We start from the raw sequence: 15,670 nt of genomic DNA, 5'->3' as shown, positions 1-15,670 counted from the left end.
CTGAACCCACGCCCCGACCGGAACACCCCCACGGCCTCGACGGAGAAAACGAACCCATACGAAAAAAGCCTGAGCCGCGACATCGTCTGTCAACGATGTCGCGACTCAGGACATGCGCGGTGGCGGAGGGATTTGAACCCTCGTTGGCTTTTACACCAAACATCATTTCGAGTGATGCACCTTCGGCCGCTCGGACACGCCACCAGGCCCAAGATCATACTGGCGGGTGGGCGGTGCGCAAAATCGGCAGGGCCGGGTCGGGGCCGCTCAGTCGCGATGGGCCCGGAAGAACTCGGTGAGCAGTGCGGAGCACTCGTGGGCGAGCACGCCGCCGTGGACCTCGCTCCAGTGGTTGAGCTGCCGGTGGCGCACCACGTCCAGGACCGAGCCGCAGGCTCCGGCCTTGGGGTCCCAGGCTCCGAGAACGATCCGCGGGATGCGCGCGAGCACCGCGGCCCCGGCGCACATGGTGCACGGCTCGAGGGTGACCACCAGGGTGCACTCCTCCAGGCGCCAGCTGCCCAGGGCCTCGGCGGCCTCGCGCATGGCCAGGATCTCTGCGTGGGCGGTGGGGTCGTGGTGGGCCTCGCGCTCGTTGCGCCCGTACCCGATCGTGCGGCCGTCGGGATCCAGCACGACGGCTCCGATGGGGACGTCGCCCGTGGCCAGGGCAAGGCGCGCCTGCGCGAGGGCCTGGCGCATCCAGGCCTCGTGGACTCGGGTGCTGCGCATCGGGGGCAGTGCCACGGGCGGGACTCCTCCTCGGGTGCGCTCCGGCGTCTTCTGCATCTGCGCCGCGGACGCGGCCGAATGCTAATTTTGCGTCATGCGCCTCACAGTTCTCGACCATCCGCTGGTCTCGCACAAGCTCACCGTCCTGCGCGATCGGGAGACCTCGTCCCCCGTGTTCCGCCAGCTCGTGGAGGAGCTCGTCACGCTGATCGCCTATGAGGCCACGCGCGAGGTGCGGGTGGAGCCCATCGAGGTCCGCACCCCCGTGAGCACCACGACCGGCACGGCGCTGAGCACGCCGCGACCGCTCGTGGTCCCGATCCTGCGCGCCGGTCTGGGCATGCTCGAGGGCATGACCCGTCTGGTGCCCACGGCGGAGGTCGGCTTCCTGGGCATGGCCCGCAATGAGCAGACCCTGGACATCGTCACGTATGCCGAGCGGCTGCCGGATGATCTCACCGGCCGACAGGTCTACGTCCTCGATCCCATGCTCGCCACCGGAGGCACTCTGATCGAGGCCATCCGCTTCCTGCGCCGGCGCGGGGCTCAGGACATCACCTGCCTGTGCCTTCTCGCGGCACCCGAAGGGCTTGCCGCCATGGAGCAGGAGCTGGGCGACGACGACGTCCACGTGGTCCTCGCGACCGTCGACGAGCGCCTGGACGAGAACTCCTACATCGTCCCCGGTCTGGGGGATGCCGGCGATCGCCTGTACGGCGTCGTCGACTGATTCCCTGCGCCCGCCGCCCGGCGGCACCTGGGGTGATGCCCCGAACGCCCTTCGATGCCGAGCATCGAGGGGCGTCTCATTATCTGAGACTCGGTTGCCGATGTGGCAATAGGCCTTGACAAATAGGGGTGGGTGAGTGCACGAATACCGGTGAGTAAGTTGGCGCGAATGTCTCCCCCGGTCGCACCGGAAGGCTGAAGTTGCTCCAGGAAACGCGCCAGACAAGGGTTGCGGGCGCACATAGGTGCGTTTACAAGTTATTAATCTCGGATAGTGAGACACAAGTCGGTATGTGTCTTGCGCAGAAGCTTGGAGCTGGCTGAGTATGGAGCCATTGCAGGAGCGCGCGACGCCGCCTGCCGGTCTCTCCGGCAGGTCAGCCGGGTCAGGGGAGAGAGCCTCTCGGTGCGGCGTCGGGCGTGCAGGCCCGGTCGAGACTCGGCCCGGCAGCGGCCCGTGGCAGGGTCGTTTCACAGCATGAGGAGCAGTCATGGCCGGAGCACCCGGGTATGTCCACATCTCGCAGCGAGCACGCACCGCCGCCGCGAGCCAGATGGCCGCCGGAGCAGGGGGCGCGGCGCCCATGCGCCGCCGTCCCGGAATGCGTCACCCCGGCGCCGTGGAGGCGGGCGGTGCGCCCCAGCAGGTGCGCGCCGATCGACGGCTGAACCCCCAGGATCCGGGCGTGAGCTCGGAGGCCCGCGGCTTCGTCCTGTACGTCGGCCTGGGCGAGGCCAAGGCGGCCGCCAACGGCACCACGCTGGTGGAGATCGTGCAGCAGCTGCGTCGGTCGGTGGCACAGATCGCCCCGGAGGCGGAGAGCTACGCGGCCGTGGCGCTGGCCCAGGCCGGCGCCCCGGGCGGGGACCTGCAGGTCGTGCGCAACGCCCTCGGTGATCCGACCGCGGTCGAGCCCGCCGCGGAGGCTGTCACGGCCCCGGTCTCGGCTCGCGACACCCGCACCACCCAGTCGGTCGGCGTGCTGATCGACCTCTCGCGCCGCGAGGTCATGCTGGACGGGTCGGTGCTGAACCTGACCTACAAGGAGTTCGAGCTGCTGAACTACCTCGTGGAGAACGGCAGCCGCACCGTGGGGCGCACCGAGCTGATCTCGAGCCTCTGGTCGGATGCCGACGAGACCCCCAACGAGCGCACCATCGACGTCCACATCCGGCGCCTGCGCTCCAAGCTGGGTCGCCTGGCCAACACGGTGCGCACGGTCCGCGGCCAGGGCTACCGGTTCTACGACCACCCCGAGGTCATCGTCTGGGCCGCGCCCGAGTACTCCATCTGAGTCGCGGCCGCATCCCGCGGCCCCCTCGAGCCCCGTCCTGCCGGATCAGGACGGGGCTCGACTTCTGCCCGAGGCCTCCTCCCGCGGTGCGTGAGACCATGAGCCCATGACGAGCACCTCGGAGACCACGGGCCCGGACGAGCGCACTCTGATCCTCATGCGCCATGCTCAAGCGGACGCCGGGTGGGGCGTGGCGGACTTCGACCGCCCGCTGGGCAAGCAGGGTGAGGCCGAGGCGCCGGAGGCAGGGCAGTGGCTGCTCGACAGCGGCGAGCTGCCGGAGATGGTCCTGTGCTCGTCGGCGCTGCGCACCAGGCAGACCTGCACCTGGGTCTCGAGCGTGCTGGGCGATCGGGCGCCCACCGCGAGCCTGTCCGACCGGCTCTACGAGGCCTCCGATCGGCAGGTCCTCGCGCAGATCTGCGCGACTCCCGAGCGGGTCCGCAGCCTCCTGGTGATCTGCCACCAGCCCGCGGTGCAGGAGGTCGCCATGCGCCTGGCCGCCCCGGATTCGGACATGGACTCGGTCATGGACCTCTCGGCGGGCTTCCCCACCGCGGGGCTGGCCGTCTTCCGGCTGCAGAAGCCGTGGGCCGAGCTCGACGGCGCCGACGCCCGCCTGGTCGGCTTCCGCTCGCCCCGCGGCTGATCGGCCTCAGTCGCAGTCCTCGGCGATCGGCGGGTAGGTGACCACGCCGTCGTCGGAGACCTCCGCGTGAGCGCCCCACATCCCCAACTCGTGCAGCCGCGGCTCGACCGTGGTGGACGGATGGCGCACGGTCCAGCCCCGCGCGGTGAGCGTGTAGTCCGCGTAGTTCTTGAAGCTGCGGTTCTGCCAGCCGGCATTGAGCTCCTGAGGGATCTCGGGCTGCTTGCGCCGCCGGCCGGTCAGCTCCTGGAGGTGGTGGTACTCGATGCCCGCCTCGCCCAGCCACTCGGGCATCGCGTCCCTGCTGAACTGCGGGCTGCGCCGCGAGCCGGGCTGCGCCCTCACATCTGCGATCGCGCCGATGCCTGCGCTGTCCAGTGCCTCCAGGAAGACCCCCTGCTCACAGACCCAGTGCCCGATGGTCCAGATCTCGTCGCCGCTCATGGGCCCACTGTAGGAGCCGCCGCTGCGCTGCAGCGGCGGCTCGGTCGTCGGGGACGTAGCGTGGGTCTTCGAGCAGCGGCGCACGACGACGGCGCCGCTTCCTGCACGGATGAGAAAGAGGATGAGCATGCGACAGGTGAGCTTCCCCGCGACCGGCGATCAGGTGGGGGTCGTGGGCTTCGGCGCCATGGGCCTGAGCTGCGCCTATGACCGGCAGGAGCTGTCCGAGGCGGCCAAGAGGGACGTCTTGCGCGCTGCCGTGGACGGCGGCATGGACTTCATCGACACGGCCACGCTCTACGGCGGCGGCGCCAACGAGGAGATCGTGGGGGCCGCGCTGCACGACCGGCGGGATGAGATCTTCCTGTGCTCCAAGGCCGTGCTGCTCGCCGAGCAGCTGGAGCCGCCCAGGACCGGACGCTGCGGGCGCCCGGACTACCTCCGCCAGGCGATCGACGACAGCCTACGACGTCTGCGCACCGACGTCCTCGACCTGTACTACGTCCACCGCCTGGACCCGGAGGTCCCTCTCGAGGACACGTGGGGCGCGATGGCCGAGATGGTCCAGGCCGGCAAGGTGCGCTCGATCGGGATGTCGGAGGTGACCGTCGAGCAGCTCGAGCGAGCCCAGCCGATCCATCCGGTGGCCGCCGTGCAGTCCGAGTACTCGCTGTGGACCCGCGACCCGGACGGCTCCGGAGTCGTCTCTGACGGCGATCCCGCCGGGGATGTCATCTCCTGGTGCCGCGACCACGACGCCGCCTTCGTGCCGTTCTCGCCGGTGGGGCGCGGCTACTTCTCCGGTGCGCTGACCGGCAGGACGTTCTCGGACAACGACTTCCGCGCCCGCAACTCCCGGTTCACGCCGGAGGCGCGCGCCGCCAACGATCAGCTGATCCTGCCGTTGCTCGAGGAGATCGCCCGCAAGCACGGCGTCTCGAAGGCCGCGGTGTCGATCGCCTGGTCGCTGCTGCCCGAGCGGCAGGGAGGCTCGGTCATCACCATTCCGGGCACCACGAACCTGGAGCACCTGGCCGAGAACGCGCGCGCCGCCGAGATCGAGTTCGACGACGAGGACGTGGCAGCCCTCAACGGCATGCCCGCTCCCGCGCAGCCCCGCTACTGAGCGTCGCGCACCGAGGGGACGCATCCGACGCGTTTCGAGGCCTAGAAGCCGTCGGACGCGTCCCCTCGGCGGGGAGGGCGCAGCGACGGGCGGGTCGGGATGCGAAGAGGCCCCGCCAGGCGTGCTGCCTGGCGGGGCCTCTGTCTCGTGAAGTGCGCCACGAGGGATTCGAACCCCCAACCTTCTGATCCGTAGTCAGATGCTCTATCCGTTGAGCTAGTGGCGCCCGGCCCTTGCGAGCCGTGTCCTGCTGGACGGTCTCCCGTCCTGCGAACGAAGTAAGACTGTACTCGCCCGCTGCGCTCGCGCGCAAATCGGCAGCGGCTCTCAGGACTCGGCGCGGCCCTGCCGCCAGTAGCCCATGAAGGACAGGGCGGAGCGGTCGATCCCGGCGCCGTCCACGCACATGCGGCGCCAGGCCTTGATGCTGGCAGCCTCCCCCGCCAGGAACACATAGGTGCCCTCGGAGGAGGCCTCGGCCAGGGACCACTCGCGCTCGGCCGGCTCGGGCGTCTCGGCGTGCTGCGACCGGCTCGGGCGCTGCCCGGCCAGGGCCTCGTCGACGACGCTCGTCTCGAGCCCCAGCAGCTCGCCCAGGACGCGGGCGCCGGGCTCCCTGAGCCGTGTCTCGGGATCGCGCGTCAGCATGTGCAGGCTCAGTCCGTGCTGTCCATCGGGCGGGGTGCGGGGGAGGGAGCTGTCGGGGTAGGAGGAGGCGTCGTGGTCGTCCGGGACCTCGATGATCACGTCGGCGCGCAGGTCGGGACGGTCGCGGTGGAGCTGCTCGGCGATCGACAGCAGCGCCGGCGCGGCGGTCTCGTCGCCGACCGCGATGACCCGCTCGGCCTGCCCCGGGGCCCAGGAGCTCCACAGCGGCTCCTCGGGGCCGGGGATCAGCAGGCACGCCGTGGAGCCGATCGAGGCGCGCGAGAACCACAGGCCACCGGGGCCGGCGTCGTGATCATGGAGGGCCACGTCGATCGCGATCTCGGGCACCCGCTGTCCGTCCAGGTCGATCCAGCGGCAGCTGCGCGCGGTGTACGTGCGCAGCCAGCCGCGCTGCTCGGCGGGAAGGGCGAACCACTCGGGGAGGCCCTGGCTCAGGTCGGGGTGCTCGGCCTCGCGCCCGGGCGGCGGGATCAGCAGCTTGAGGTAGGCATCGGCGCAGGTGATCTCGGGACCCTCGCCGATCAGCGCGGGCGAGGCGCCGAGCAGGTCCGCTCCGGCCATCCGGACGCGGCGGAAGGTCGGGGAGAGGTCCTCCACCGAGGTCACGGACACCAGCGCGGAGATGGTCTGGGGGACTCGTGCGGACGTGCGGGTCATGGGGCCTCCTGGGGGCGGTGTGCGGTGCGAACGGGTGCCGGGCGGGCCGATCAGACGACGACCTGGGCCCGCGGCAGAATCACGGGATGGCCCTCCACAGGATCGGGCATGACATCGGCATGCAGGCCGAAGACGTCATGCAGCCGCTGCTGGGTGAAGACCTCCTCCGGCGTTCCCGCGGCCACGATCCGTCCGCCGGCCATGGCGATGACGCGGTCGGCCACGCGCGCGGCCAGGTTCAGCTCGTGCAGCACGGCGATCACGGTGGTGCGGGTGCCGTCCGGTCGGCGCAGGCCGTGCAGCAGATCCAGCAGATCGACCTGATGGGCCAGGTCGAGGGCGGCGGTCGGCTCATCGAGCAGCACCACGGGAGTGTCCTGCGCCAGCACCAGTGCGATCCAGGCGCGCTGGCGCTGACCTCCCGACAGCTCGTCCACCCGGCGGTCGGCGAAGTCCTGCAGGCTGAGCATGGACAGGGCCCGGGCCACGGCCTCGTCGTCGCCGGCTGCCGGGGAGCCCCACCACTGCCGGTGGGGATGGCGGCCGCGGGCCACCAGCTCGGCCACGGTCAGGCCCTCGGGCACCACGGGCGTCTGCGGCAGCAGTGCCACATCGCGGGCGTAGCCCTTGGAGCGGACCTGGGAGAGCTCGGTGCCCTGGAAGGAGATCGTCCCGGAGCTGGGGGCCAGCTGACGGGACAGCCCCTTGAGCAGGGTGGACTTGCCGCAGCCGTTCGAGCCGATCAGCACCGTGGTCTCGTGCGGGCGGATCTGCAGATCCACGTCCTGCACGGCCACGCGCTGGCCGTAGGCCAGGCTGAGCCCGCGGATGTCGAAGACCGGTTCGCTCATGAGCGCGCTCCTCTCCTCTGCTGGACCAGCAGCCACAGCATGACGGGGGCGCCCACGGCGCCTGTGATGACACCGGCGGGGAGCCGGGCGTCGCCGAAGGCCTCGGCGCCGATCATGTCCGCTGCGACGACGATCAGCGCGCCGACGGCCCCGCTGACGAGCAGCGAGACCCGCCCGCGATGCAGGGCCGCGGCGATCGGGGTGGACAGCAGGGCCACGAAGGCCAGCGGGCCGCTGGTCGCGGTGGCGACGGCGGCGAGCAGGACTCCCAGTCCGAGTGCGGCGGCGCTCGTGAGGGCCGGGCGGGCGCCGAGGGCCGAGGCCAGCTCGCTGCCCAGCTCCGCGGGCTCCATGGCGCGGTGGAGGGCCAGCGCGGCCGGGATGCCGACCGCGAGCACGATGGCCACGACGAGGATGCGGTCCCAGGTCGCGAGGTTCAGCGAGCCCGTGGTCCAGGTGGCGGCGTCCTGCGCGCTCTGCAGCGACAGCCGCGCCATCACGAACGAGACGACCGCCCCGCCCAGAGCGGCGATGCCGATGCCCGCGAGCAGGAATCGCTCGCCCACGATGCCCACGGCCCCGCCGCCTCCGCGACCGCCCAGAGAGGTCGACACGAGGGCGATCAGCGCGGCGGCGGCGAACGCGCCGAGCAGCGCGGTCACGATCATGCTGGCTCCGCGCATGCCCAGGAACGCCATGCCCATCACGGCACCGGCGGCAGCGCCCTGCGAGATGCCGAGGATGTCTGGGCTGGCCAGGGGATTGCGCAGCACGCGGCGGAACAGTGCTCCGGCGAAGCCGAAGCAGATGCCCACGCCGGCGCCCAGCAGGGCCCGCGGCAGCTTGTCCTGCATCACGATGAACGTGGCGCCGGGGATGCGCTCACCGCCCAGGATCCGGAAGAAGTCCGGGATGGTGACGGTGTAGCCGCCGAGCAGCACGCGCACGGCCAGCATGATGAGCACCGCGAGGTACATGATCGCGATCAGGCGGCCCGTGCGGCGGGACTCGCGGCGGCGCATGGTGGTGATCTCCGAGGCGTTCACAGCGACACCCCCTTGCCGCGGCGCAGCAGCACCAGCAGGACGGGCACGCCCAGGACGACGGTCATGATGCCCACGTAGACCTCCTGGGGCGGTGCGATGACGCGTCCGATGACATCGGCCAGCAGCAGCAGCGCAGGGCCCAGCAGCAGGGACAGGACCACGATCCAGCGGTAGTCCCCGCCCACCAGACGGCGGATCGCATGCGGGATCAGCAGGCCCACGAAGGAGATGGGGCCGGCGGCTGCGGTGGCGGATCCGGCCAGGAGGACGACGCCGAGGAAGACGATCAGGCGCTGCAGGCGCAGGTCCACGCCGAGCCCGTGGGCGAGGTCGTCGCCCAGCGCCATGGCGTTGAGCCCGGAGGAGCCGAAGATCACCAGGGCCAGGCCCACCGCGATCAGCGGCAGCGCAGCGGAGAGGTCGGCGGCATCGGCGCGCGAGACGGAGCCGATGTTCCAGTAGCGGAAGCGGTCGAGGATGTCCGAGTGCGTCAGGACGATCGCTGAGGTCAGCGCGATGAATCCGGCGTTCACGGCGGCCCCGGACAGGGTCAGGCCCGCCGGTGTGGGGGACGTGCCGCCGATCTGGCTCAGTCCGAAGACGAGCGCGGCGGCGACGAGGGTGCCCGCCAGGGAGGCGGCGCCCATCTCCCAGCTGGTGGCGGCGCCGAACCAGCCGAGGCCGGTCACGATGCCCGCCGAGGCGCCGGCGTTCAGGCCCAGGAGGCCGGGGTCGCCCAGCGGGTTGCGGCTCACGCCCTGCAGCCCGGCGCCGGCGACGGCCAGCGCCGCTCCGACGAGGATCGCGGTCAGCGTCCGCGGGACCCGGCTCAGGACGACGGCGGTCTCGATGTCCGCGGTCGCACCGGAGTCCTGGCCCATGACCATTCCCGGAATGCGCAGGAGGACCTCCGACACGACCGCCGGGTCGACGGAGCGGCTGCCCAGGAACAGGGAGGCCAGCCCGGCCCCCGCCACGAGGACGAGGGCCGCGACCAGCGCGGTCCAGGGAGCCGCCCCAGCGACCCGGGGGCTCGTGCCGGCATGGCTCATGCGCTCGGGGATGCCTCTGCGTCCGCGCTGCCGCCCTCGAGGGTGGCGACGATCTGGGGCAGGATGGTCTCCAGGGCCCAGGGGAGGCTCAGCGGGGAGATCGCCGAGACGGACAGCGTCTCCTGCGCGTCGACCTGCAGCATGAGCTTGCCGTCGGCGACGGCCGGGATCTTGTTGAGCAGGTCATCGGACTCGATGGCCTGACGCACGTCCTCGGACATGGCCCACGAGATCAGGATGTCGGAGTCCAGCTCATCGGCGCGCTCCGGCGACCAGGTGATGAAGAACGACTCCGGGTCCTCGCCCTCCTCCTCGGCGACGACGGGGGCCTGCTCCATCTCGAGCGAGGACAGGAAGCGGGGGCGGTTGTCGATCGAGGTGTAGATCGAGATCTCGTCCTCGGCCTCCGGATCGACGGTGCCGTAGATGAAGGTCTTGCCCGAGAGCACCGAGTTGGCCTCGACGGCGTCGGCCAGCTGCCCCTCGAGGTCCGAGACGAGGTCGTCGGCCTGATCGTCCAGGCCCAGGGCCTCGCCCACGCCGCGGGTGGTGTCCTGCCAGGAGGTGCCGAAGGGCTGGGTGCCCTCCGGGTAGGCCACCGTGGGGGCGATCTCCGAGAGCTTGTCGTAGTCCTCCTGCGTCAGCCCGGAGTAGACGCCGAGGATGACATCCGGGTTCAGCGCCGCGATGGCGTCGAAGTCGATGCCGTCGGTCTCGGAGTACTGCTCGGGAGCCTCGCCGCCGACCTCCTCGAGCTTGTCGTCGAACCAGTCGGTCGAGCCGTTCTCGTTGCCGCCGAAGTCGATGGACGGCATGCCGACCGGGACCACGCCCAGCGCCAGCGCGGCATCCTGGTTGGCCCAGGACACGGTGGCCACGCGCTCGGGGGCCGACTCGATCTCGGTCTCGCCGAAGGCGTGCTTGATGGTGCGGGGGAACTCGCCGCGCTCGTCGGAGCCGCCGGACCAGGAGTCGTCCGAGGAGCCGCCGTCGCCGGTCTGGCAGCCGGCGAGGGCGACGGCGCCGAGGCCGGTCAGGCCGGCGAGTGCCGAGCGCCGGCTGAAGCTGAGGCGGGAGAGCGCGGAGAGATTCGAATCGGACACGTGGAGCTCCTGTGGTGTGGAAGGCGGAAAGGGCGAATCCGACCGCCCGTTCAGCGCCGCATCGACGGCGGCAGGGCGCTGACCTCGTCCAGTTAAGGTAAGGCTTAGCTACCGGCGCTCGAGCATATGCCGCTCCGGTCGGGGCGGCAAGGCGGCGGTGATCTGTCACACGGCGCGTCGTGCAGTGCGTTGCGTAGACTGGGATCACACCCGCAAGCGGCTGCTTCCGCGCGGACGCCAATGACGGCGCTCGCGCATCTCGACGATGAGATCCCCGGGGGCAGTGCGCGCAGCACCGGCCTCAACGAGGAGACACGTCCATGGCTCAGCAGCCCACCGACAACACCGCCGGACTGACGGCCGAGACCCGGGCCGCCCTGGATTCGCCGCCCACCACCCACGAGGGCCTGATCTCGTGGGTCCGCGAGATCGCCGAGCTCACCACCCCTGATCGCATCCACTGGGCCGACGGCTCGGAGCAGGAGTGGAAGCAGCTCACCGACGAGATGGTCGACCAGGGCACCCTGGTGCGGCTGGACGAGTCCCAGTTCCCCAACTCCTTCGCGGCCTTCTCCGATCCGGATGACGTCGCCCGTGTGGAGGAGCGGACCTTCATCTGCACCAAGGCCGAGTCCGGTGCGGGCCCCACGAACAACTGGCGCGATCCGGTGGAGATGAAGGAGACCCTGCGAGGCCGGTTCTCCGGCTCCATGAAGGGCCGCACCATGTACGTCATCCCGTTCGTCATGGGCCATCTGGACGCCGAGACTCCCATGTTCGGCGTCGAGATCACCGATTCGGCGTACGTGGTGTGCTCCATGCGCATCATGGCGACCATCGGCGACGACGTCCTGCGCCGCATGGAGGAGACGGGCTCCGGGTTCGTCGAGTGCCTGCACTCGCTGGGTGCGCCGCTGGCCGAGGGCCAGGAGGATGTGGCCTGGCCCTGCAATCCGGACAAGTACATCGTCCACTTCCCCGAGGACCGCGCCATCTGGTCCTTCGGCTCCGGCTACGGCGGCAACGCTCTGCTGGGCAAGAAGTGCTACGCCCTGCGCATCGCCTCGGCCATTGCCCACGACCACGGTTGGCTCGCCGAGCACATGCTGATCCTCAAGATCACCGACCCGCAGCAGAACACCAAGTTCATCTCGGCCGCGTTCCCGTCGGCCTGCGGCAAGACGAACTTCGCCATGCTCGAGCCCACGATCCCGGGCTGGAAGGCGGAGATGGTCGGCGACGACATCGCCTGGATCAGCTTCAAGGACGACCAGGCGCGCGTGATCAACCCCGAGGCAGGCCTCTTCGGCGTGGCTCCCGGAACCGGCTGGTCCACCAACCCGAACGCCATGCGCGCGGTCGCCAAGGGCAACACGATCTTCACGAACGTGGCCCTGACCGACGACGGCGGCGTCTGGTGGGAGGGCATGACCGACGAGGTCCCCGAGCACCTGACCGACTGGAAGGGCCACGACTGGACCCCGGAGTCCGGCCGCCCCGCAGCGCACCCGAACTCGCGGTTCTGCACGCCGATCAAGCAGGTCGACATGCTGGCCCCCGAGTACGACGATCCCGAGGGCGTGCCGCTGGACGCGATCGTCTTCGGCGGGCGCCGCAAGACCACCGTGCCGCTGGTCTCCGAGTCCTTCGGCTGGGAGCACGCCGTCTTCCAAGGCGCCACGCTGTCCTCCGAGACCACCGCCGCCGCCAAGGGCGCGGTGGGCGTGGTGCGCCGCGACCCCATGGCCATGCTCCCGTTCATCGGCTACAACGCGAACGAGTACCTGCAGCACTGGCTCAACGTGGGCGAGCGCCACGGCGAGGAGAACATGCCCAAGGTGTTCTACGTGAACTGGTTCCGCCGCACGCCCGACGGCGGCTTCGCGTGGCCGGGCTTCGGCGAGAACTCGCGCGTGGTCAAGTGGATCGCCGAGCGCATCGACGGACGCGCCGAGGGCCAGGAGACCCCGGTGGGAATCGTCCCCACTCGTGATGACCTGGATCTCGAGGGCCTCGACTACGATCCGGCCGCCATCGACCGCGCTCTGGAGGTCGACGTCCACGAGTGGGAGGCCGAGCTGCCCAGCATCGACGCATGGTTCGAGCGCCTGGGCCGTGTGCCCGAGGTGCTGATCGAGCAGTCGGAGGGGCTGCGCGCCCGGCTCTCGGACGCCCGCTGATCGGCCCACCCTCATCGAGATGCCACCCGCCCGGGGGACAGTGCTCGTGGGGGCATCGGTGGCCGAATCCTTGGAAGCGACGCCGCTCAGGTGAGATATGGCGCCGCGACGAACCTCGCAGAGTCGACTCGTCGCGGCGCCATGCGCCTGTCGGGAGTCGACCGTCGCCCGTGATCCAGGGCCGGCGGCAGAGCATCCGGTCCGCTGATCCTCGGCGGGCCGTCCAAGGGCCCTTGAGGGGCGAGGAGACCGAGAGATCCAAGGCAGAGCGCTTCCGCATCGAGGGACTGACCACGACCCGTGGGCACCGCCGGGTGCTGCGCGGCATCGACCTCGCGGTGGGAGAGGGCGAGACCGTCGGCCTCGTCGGGAGCAACGGCGCGGCAAGTCCACGCTGATCTCGATCGCCTCCGGCGCCGCCAGGGCCAACGGCGGGACCATGCACCTCAGCGTCCGCCCCTACCGCACCTCCAGCGAGCGGGAGGCGCTCGAGCTGGGGGTCAGGCGCCGTGCAGCAGCGCTTCGAGGCGCCTGCGGGCATGAGCGTCCGCGAGTTCATCGGTGCCGGTGAGCGGCCTCCTGCGCGCGGAGCAGGCCCTGGCCGACGTCCTGCGCGAGATGATGGCCTAGCGCGGCTGCGGCATCCTCTACGTGCCCCACCGGGTGGACGAGGTCCGCTCTCTCGTGGACCGGATCCTGGTGATGCGCGACGGCCGCCTGGTCTTCCAGCAGGAGAACTCCGCGGCCACCGAGGACACCCTCATGTCCGCCGGCATCGGCGCATCGGAGCCCTCCGGCTCGGGCCGCCGCGCCGCCACCTCGGCCTGAGTCCGACCGGTCAGCCGCCCGCCAGCGGCGTCCCGGGGATGACGAGAGCCCCCTCCCGAGCGGGAGGGGGCTCTCAGCGCTCGGAAGCCGGGGTCTCAGATCGCGATGCGGCCGGAGACGGCGTTGAGCTTGTGGCAGGCCAGGGCCAGGTTCGCGCTGGTGCGATCGAGCACCAGGCAGACGAACAGGCCGGAGGTGTCCCGGGAGTTCAGGGCCCGGATCAGGTGGTACTGGTTCGACAGCGTGATCATGATGTCCTCGATCTCGGCGTCGATGTCGATCTCCTGCATGGTGCGCAGCTTGGCGCGGACCACGTTGGAGTTGCCGGCCGCGGCGACATCGAGGTCGAAGCCCGGGTTGCCGCCGGAGGCGAGGGCCATGCCGCTGGAGGCATCGACGATGGCGGCGCCGTTGGTGCCCTCGATGCTCAGCAGCTCCTTGATGGAATCATCCAGTGGGACATGTCAGTGCTCTCCTGCGTGGTTGCTGTCGCGGAGGGCGGGTTCTCGATCGGCTGGTGCGCCGAAGGACGTTGTGATGGTGCCGCGGACTCGGGGACAGGCGCCTCGGGGGCTCGAGCCGGTGCGTGCACAGCGGTCTCGCGGGGTCCGGGGCGCTCGGCCTCCGCAGCATGAGGCAGGGTCGGGCGAGGCTGCGCGTCCTCCGCCTGCTGCTCGGAGTCCTGGGGGAGGGGCTGCTGGGATGCCGATCGGCTGCGTCGTCTGATCCAGATGGCCAAGGCTGCCCTTCACCTCCCCTGACGTCGCGTGGAGGGGATCGCCGCCGAAGCGGCCCCGACGCGCGCACCGGGCCGGGCCGGGGCGAGGACGGGGCCGCGGATCCTGTCGCGCGAGGCCTCAGCCGCGCACGATGCCCAGCACGCGATCGCGCAGCTGCTCCATCACGGCGGGGTCGTGCGCCTCGACGTTCAGGCGCAGGAAAGGCTCCGTGTTCGACGGGCGCAGGTTGAACCACCAGGTCCCGTCGGCGGCGGCGAAGGTGGTGCCGTCGGAGTCCTCGACCTCCACGTCCTCGCCCGCGAACGACCCGCGGACGCGCTCGACCGCTGCCGCCTTGTCCTCGATCTCGGAGTTGATCTCACCGGAGGCGGTGTAGGGGTCGTAGCTGGCCATGAGCTCGGAGAGCGGACGCTGCTGCTCGCCCAGGGCGGCCAGCACGTGCATGGCCGCGAGCATGCCGGTGTCCGCGTTGAAGAAGTCGCGGAAGTAGTAGTGGGCCGAGTGCTCGCCGCCGAAGACCGCCGACTCGCGGGCCATCACGGCCTTGATGAAGGAGTGGCCCACGCGCGTGCGCACCGGGCGCCCGCCCCGCGCCTCCACCAGCTCGGGGACGGCGCGGGAGGTGATCAGGTTGTAGATCACGACGGGGGTCTGCTCGCCGGAGGCCTGCGCCCGGGCGATCTCGCGCTCGGCGACGATCGCGGCGATCGCCGACGGGGTCACCGCCCCGCCGTTCTCGTCGATCACGAAGCAGCGGTCGGCGTCGCCGTCGAAGGCCAGGCCGATATCCGCCCCGTGCTCCCTCACGGCCTTCTGGAGGTCCACGAGGTTCGCGGGCTCGAGGGGGTTCGCGGGGTGGTTGGGGAAGGTGCCGTCGAGCTCGAAGTACAGCGGCACGATCTCCAGCGGCAGTCCCTCCAGCACGGTGTCGCCCAGCACGGCCGGGGTCGTGAGCCCGCCCATGCCGTTGCCGGCGTCCACGACGACCTTCAGCGGGCGGATGCCGCGCAGGTCCACGAGTCCGCGCAGGAACTCGGAGTAGTCCTTGAGGACGTCGCGCTCGGAGATCGTCCCCCGGGTCTCGCCTGGCGGAATGCCGTCGGTCAGGTAGGACTGGGCGCGGTCGCGGATCTCGTAGAGCCCGGTCTCGGAGGACACGGGCACAGCCCCCGGCAGAGCCATCTTCATGCCGTTGTACTGCGCCGGGTTGTGGCTGGCGGTGAAGGTCACGCCGGCGGCATCGAGCACGCCGCAGGCGAAGTAGAGCTCGTCGGTCGAGATCAGCCCGATCTTCACGACGTCCGCGCCGCGAGCGGTGGCGCCCTCGGCGAAGGCGTCGATGAACTCGGGCGAGGACGGGCGCATGTCGCCGCCGACCAGCACCGTCCTTCCGGCCAGCTCGAGGACGTCGACGAAGGCGGCGCCGGTCGCGCGCACGGTCTCGGCGGTGATGGTCTCGCCCACGATGCCGCGGACGTCGTAGGCCTTGAAGGACTGGGACAGTTCGATGGTCATGCCCGGCACTCTAATGGAGGCGATCGGGCGGCTCCCGAGCGCAGGCGGGCGCGC

15 protein-coding genes and 2 tRNA genes are annotated in these 15,670 nt (G+C 70.8%); 6 read left to right on the top strand and 11 right to left on the bottom strand.

Annotated elements, in window-relative coordinates:
* Positions 1 to 117: 117 nt before the first annotated feature.
* Together FFS25_RS03230 and tadA are read right to left on the bottom strand one after the other, a co-directional pair.
* Positions 118 to 204: transfer RNA gene (locus FFS25_RS03230), tRNA-Ser, on the bottom strand.
* A gap of 63 nt (positions 205 to 267) precedes the next feature.
* Positions 268 to 732 carry a tRNA adenosine(34) deaminase TadA gene (tadA, locus tag FFS25_RS03225; RefSeq protein ID WP_137801897.1) on the bottom strand — a complete coding sequence of 155 codons (465 nt, stop codon included), beginning with the start codon at positions 730 to 732 and terminating at the stop codon, positions 268 to 270.
* 94 nt (positions 733 to 826) lie between these two features.
* On the opposite strand from tadA, the gene upp reads away from it, so the two are divergent.
* The 3 genes from upp to FFS25_RS03210 all read left to right on the top strand — a co-directional run bounded on the left by upp (position 827) and on the right by FFS25_RS03210 (position 3,405).
* Complete coding sequence (gene upp / locus FFS25_RS03220; RefSeq protein ID WP_006213935.1) at positions 827 to 1,462, top strand: uracil phosphoribosyltransferase; 636 nt, start codon at positions 827 to 829, stop codon at positions 1,460 to 1,462.
* A 490-nt stretch (positions 1,463 to 1,952) separates the two neighbouring features.
* Positions 1,953 to 2,756, top strand: coding sequence for a winged helix-turn-helix domain-containing protein (locus FFS25_RS03215; RefSeq protein WP_137801883.1), 804 nt, complete (start codon positions 1,953 to 1,955; stop codon positions 2,754 to 2,756).
* 106 nt (positions 2,757 to 2,862) lie between these two features.
* Complete coding sequence (locus FFS25_RS03210) at positions 2,863 to 3,405, top strand: SixA phosphatase family protein (protein ID WP_137801882.1); 543 nt, start codon at positions 2,863 to 2,865, stop codon at positions 3,403 to 3,405.
* A gap of 6 nt (positions 3,406 to 3,411) precedes the next feature.
* On the opposite strand, the gene FFS25_RS03205 is transcribed toward FFS25_RS03210, so the two are convergent.
* A complete protein-coding gene (locus tag FFS25_RS03205; RefSeq protein ID WP_137801881.1) occupies positions 3,412 to 3,849 on the bottom strand; it encodes a DUF488 domain-containing protein in 438 nt (145 codons plus the stop codon).
* 121 nt (positions 3,850 to 3,970) lie between these two features.
* Here FFS25_RS03205 and FFS25_RS03200 point away from each other — a divergent pair, with 121 nt between their 5' ends.
* The gene (locus FFS25_RS03200) at positions 3,971 to 4,975 is read left to right on the top strand and encodes an aldo/keto reductase (protein WP_249933746.1); all 1,005 of its coding nucleotides are present in this window, start codon (positions 3,971 to 3,973) and stop codon (positions 4,973 to 4,975) included.
* Positions 4,976 to 5,128: 153 nt separating this feature from the next.
* Here FFS25_RS03200 and FFS25_RS03195 read toward each other — a convergent pair.
* From FFS25_RS03195 to FFS25_RS03170, 6 genes are all read right to left on the bottom strand, one after another.
* Positions 5,129 to 5,201, bottom strand: a tRNA-Arg gene (locus FFS25_RS03195).
* 101 nt (positions 5,202 to 5,302) lie between these two features.
* Positions 5,303 to 6,301 carry a siderophore-interacting protein gene (locus FFS25_RS03190; RefSeq protein ID WP_137801880.1) on the bottom strand — a complete coding sequence of 333 codons (999 nt, stop codon included), beginning with the start codon at positions 6,299 to 6,301 and terminating at the stop codon, positions 5,303 to 5,305.
* Positions 6,302 to 6,351: 50 nt separating this feature from the next.
* Positions 6,352 to 7,152, bottom strand: coding sequence for an ABC transporter ATP-binding protein (locus FFS25_RS03185; RefSeq protein WP_137801879.1), 801 nt, complete (start codon positions 7,150 to 7,152; stop codon positions 6,352 to 6,354).
* On the bottom strand, positions 7,149 to 8,198 hold the full coding sequence (locus FFS25_RS03180) for a FecCD family ABC transporter permease (RefSeq protein ID WP_249933745.1): 1,050 nt from the start codon (positions 8,196 to 8,198) through the stop codon (positions 7,149 to 7,151). Before FFS25_RS03180 ends, FFS25_RS03185 begins: the two co-directional genes overlap by 4 nt.
* Positions 8,195 to 9,250, bottom strand: coding sequence for a FecCD family ABC transporter permease (locus tag FFS25_RS03175; RefSeq protein ID WP_137801878.1), 1,056 nt, complete (start codon positions 9,248 to 9,250; stop codon positions 8,195 to 8,197). The genes FFS25_RS03180 and FFS25_RS03175 overlap by 4 nt, the downstream gene beginning before the upstream one ends.
* Complete coding sequence (locus FFS25_RS03170) at positions 9,247 to 10,353, bottom strand: iron-siderophore ABC transporter substrate-binding protein (RefSeq protein WP_137801877.1); 1,107 nt, start codon at positions 10,351 to 10,353, stop codon at positions 9,247 to 9,249. Before FFS25_RS03170 ends, FFS25_RS03175 begins: the two co-directional genes overlap by 4 nt.
* Positions 10,354 to 10,673: 320 nt before the next feature.
* Here FFS25_RS03170 and FFS25_RS03165 point away from each other — a divergent pair, with 320 nt between their 5' ends.
* Both FFS25_RS03165 and FFS25_RS13360 read left to right on the top strand, forming a co-directional pair.
* Positions 10,674 to 12,533: a phosphoenolpyruvate carboxykinase (GTP) gene (locus FFS25_RS03165; protein ID WP_137801876.1), complete on the top strand. Its 1,860-nt coding sequence runs from the start codon at positions 10,674 to 10,676 to the stop codon at positions 12,531 to 12,533.
* Between the two features lie 651 nt (positions 12,534 to 13,184).
* Positions 13,185 to 13,361, top strand: coding sequence for a hypothetical protein (locus FFS25_RS13360; protein WP_171004079.1), 177 nt, complete (start codon positions 13,185 to 13,187; stop codon positions 13,359 to 13,361).
* Between the two features lie 95 nt (positions 13,362 to 13,456).
* Here FFS25_RS13360 and FFS25_RS03160 read toward each other — a convergent pair whose 3' ends face one another.
* Complete coding sequence (locus tag FFS25_RS03160) at positions 13,457 to 13,741, bottom strand: hypothetical protein (protein WP_249933744.1); 285 nt, start codon at positions 13,739 to 13,741, stop codon at positions 13,457 to 13,459.
* 477 nt (positions 13,742 to 14,218) lie between these two features.
* Positions 14,219 to 15,616, bottom strand: coding sequence for a phosphomannomutase/phosphoglucomutase (locus tag FFS25_RS03155; protein WP_137801874.1), 1,398 nt, complete (start codon positions 15,614 to 15,616; stop codon positions 14,219 to 14,221).
* Positions 15,617 to 15,670: the final 54 nt, after the last annotated feature.

The sequence above is a fragment of the Kocuria sp. 2SI genome (assembly GCF_005502825.1).
Taxonomy (GTDB): Bacteria; Actinomycetota; Actinomycetes; order Actinomycetales; family Micrococcaceae; genus Kocuria; species Kocuria palustris.
The sequence above is the reverse complement of the archived record's forward strand: the minus strand, read 5'-3'. Positions and strand labels throughout refer to the sequence as shown.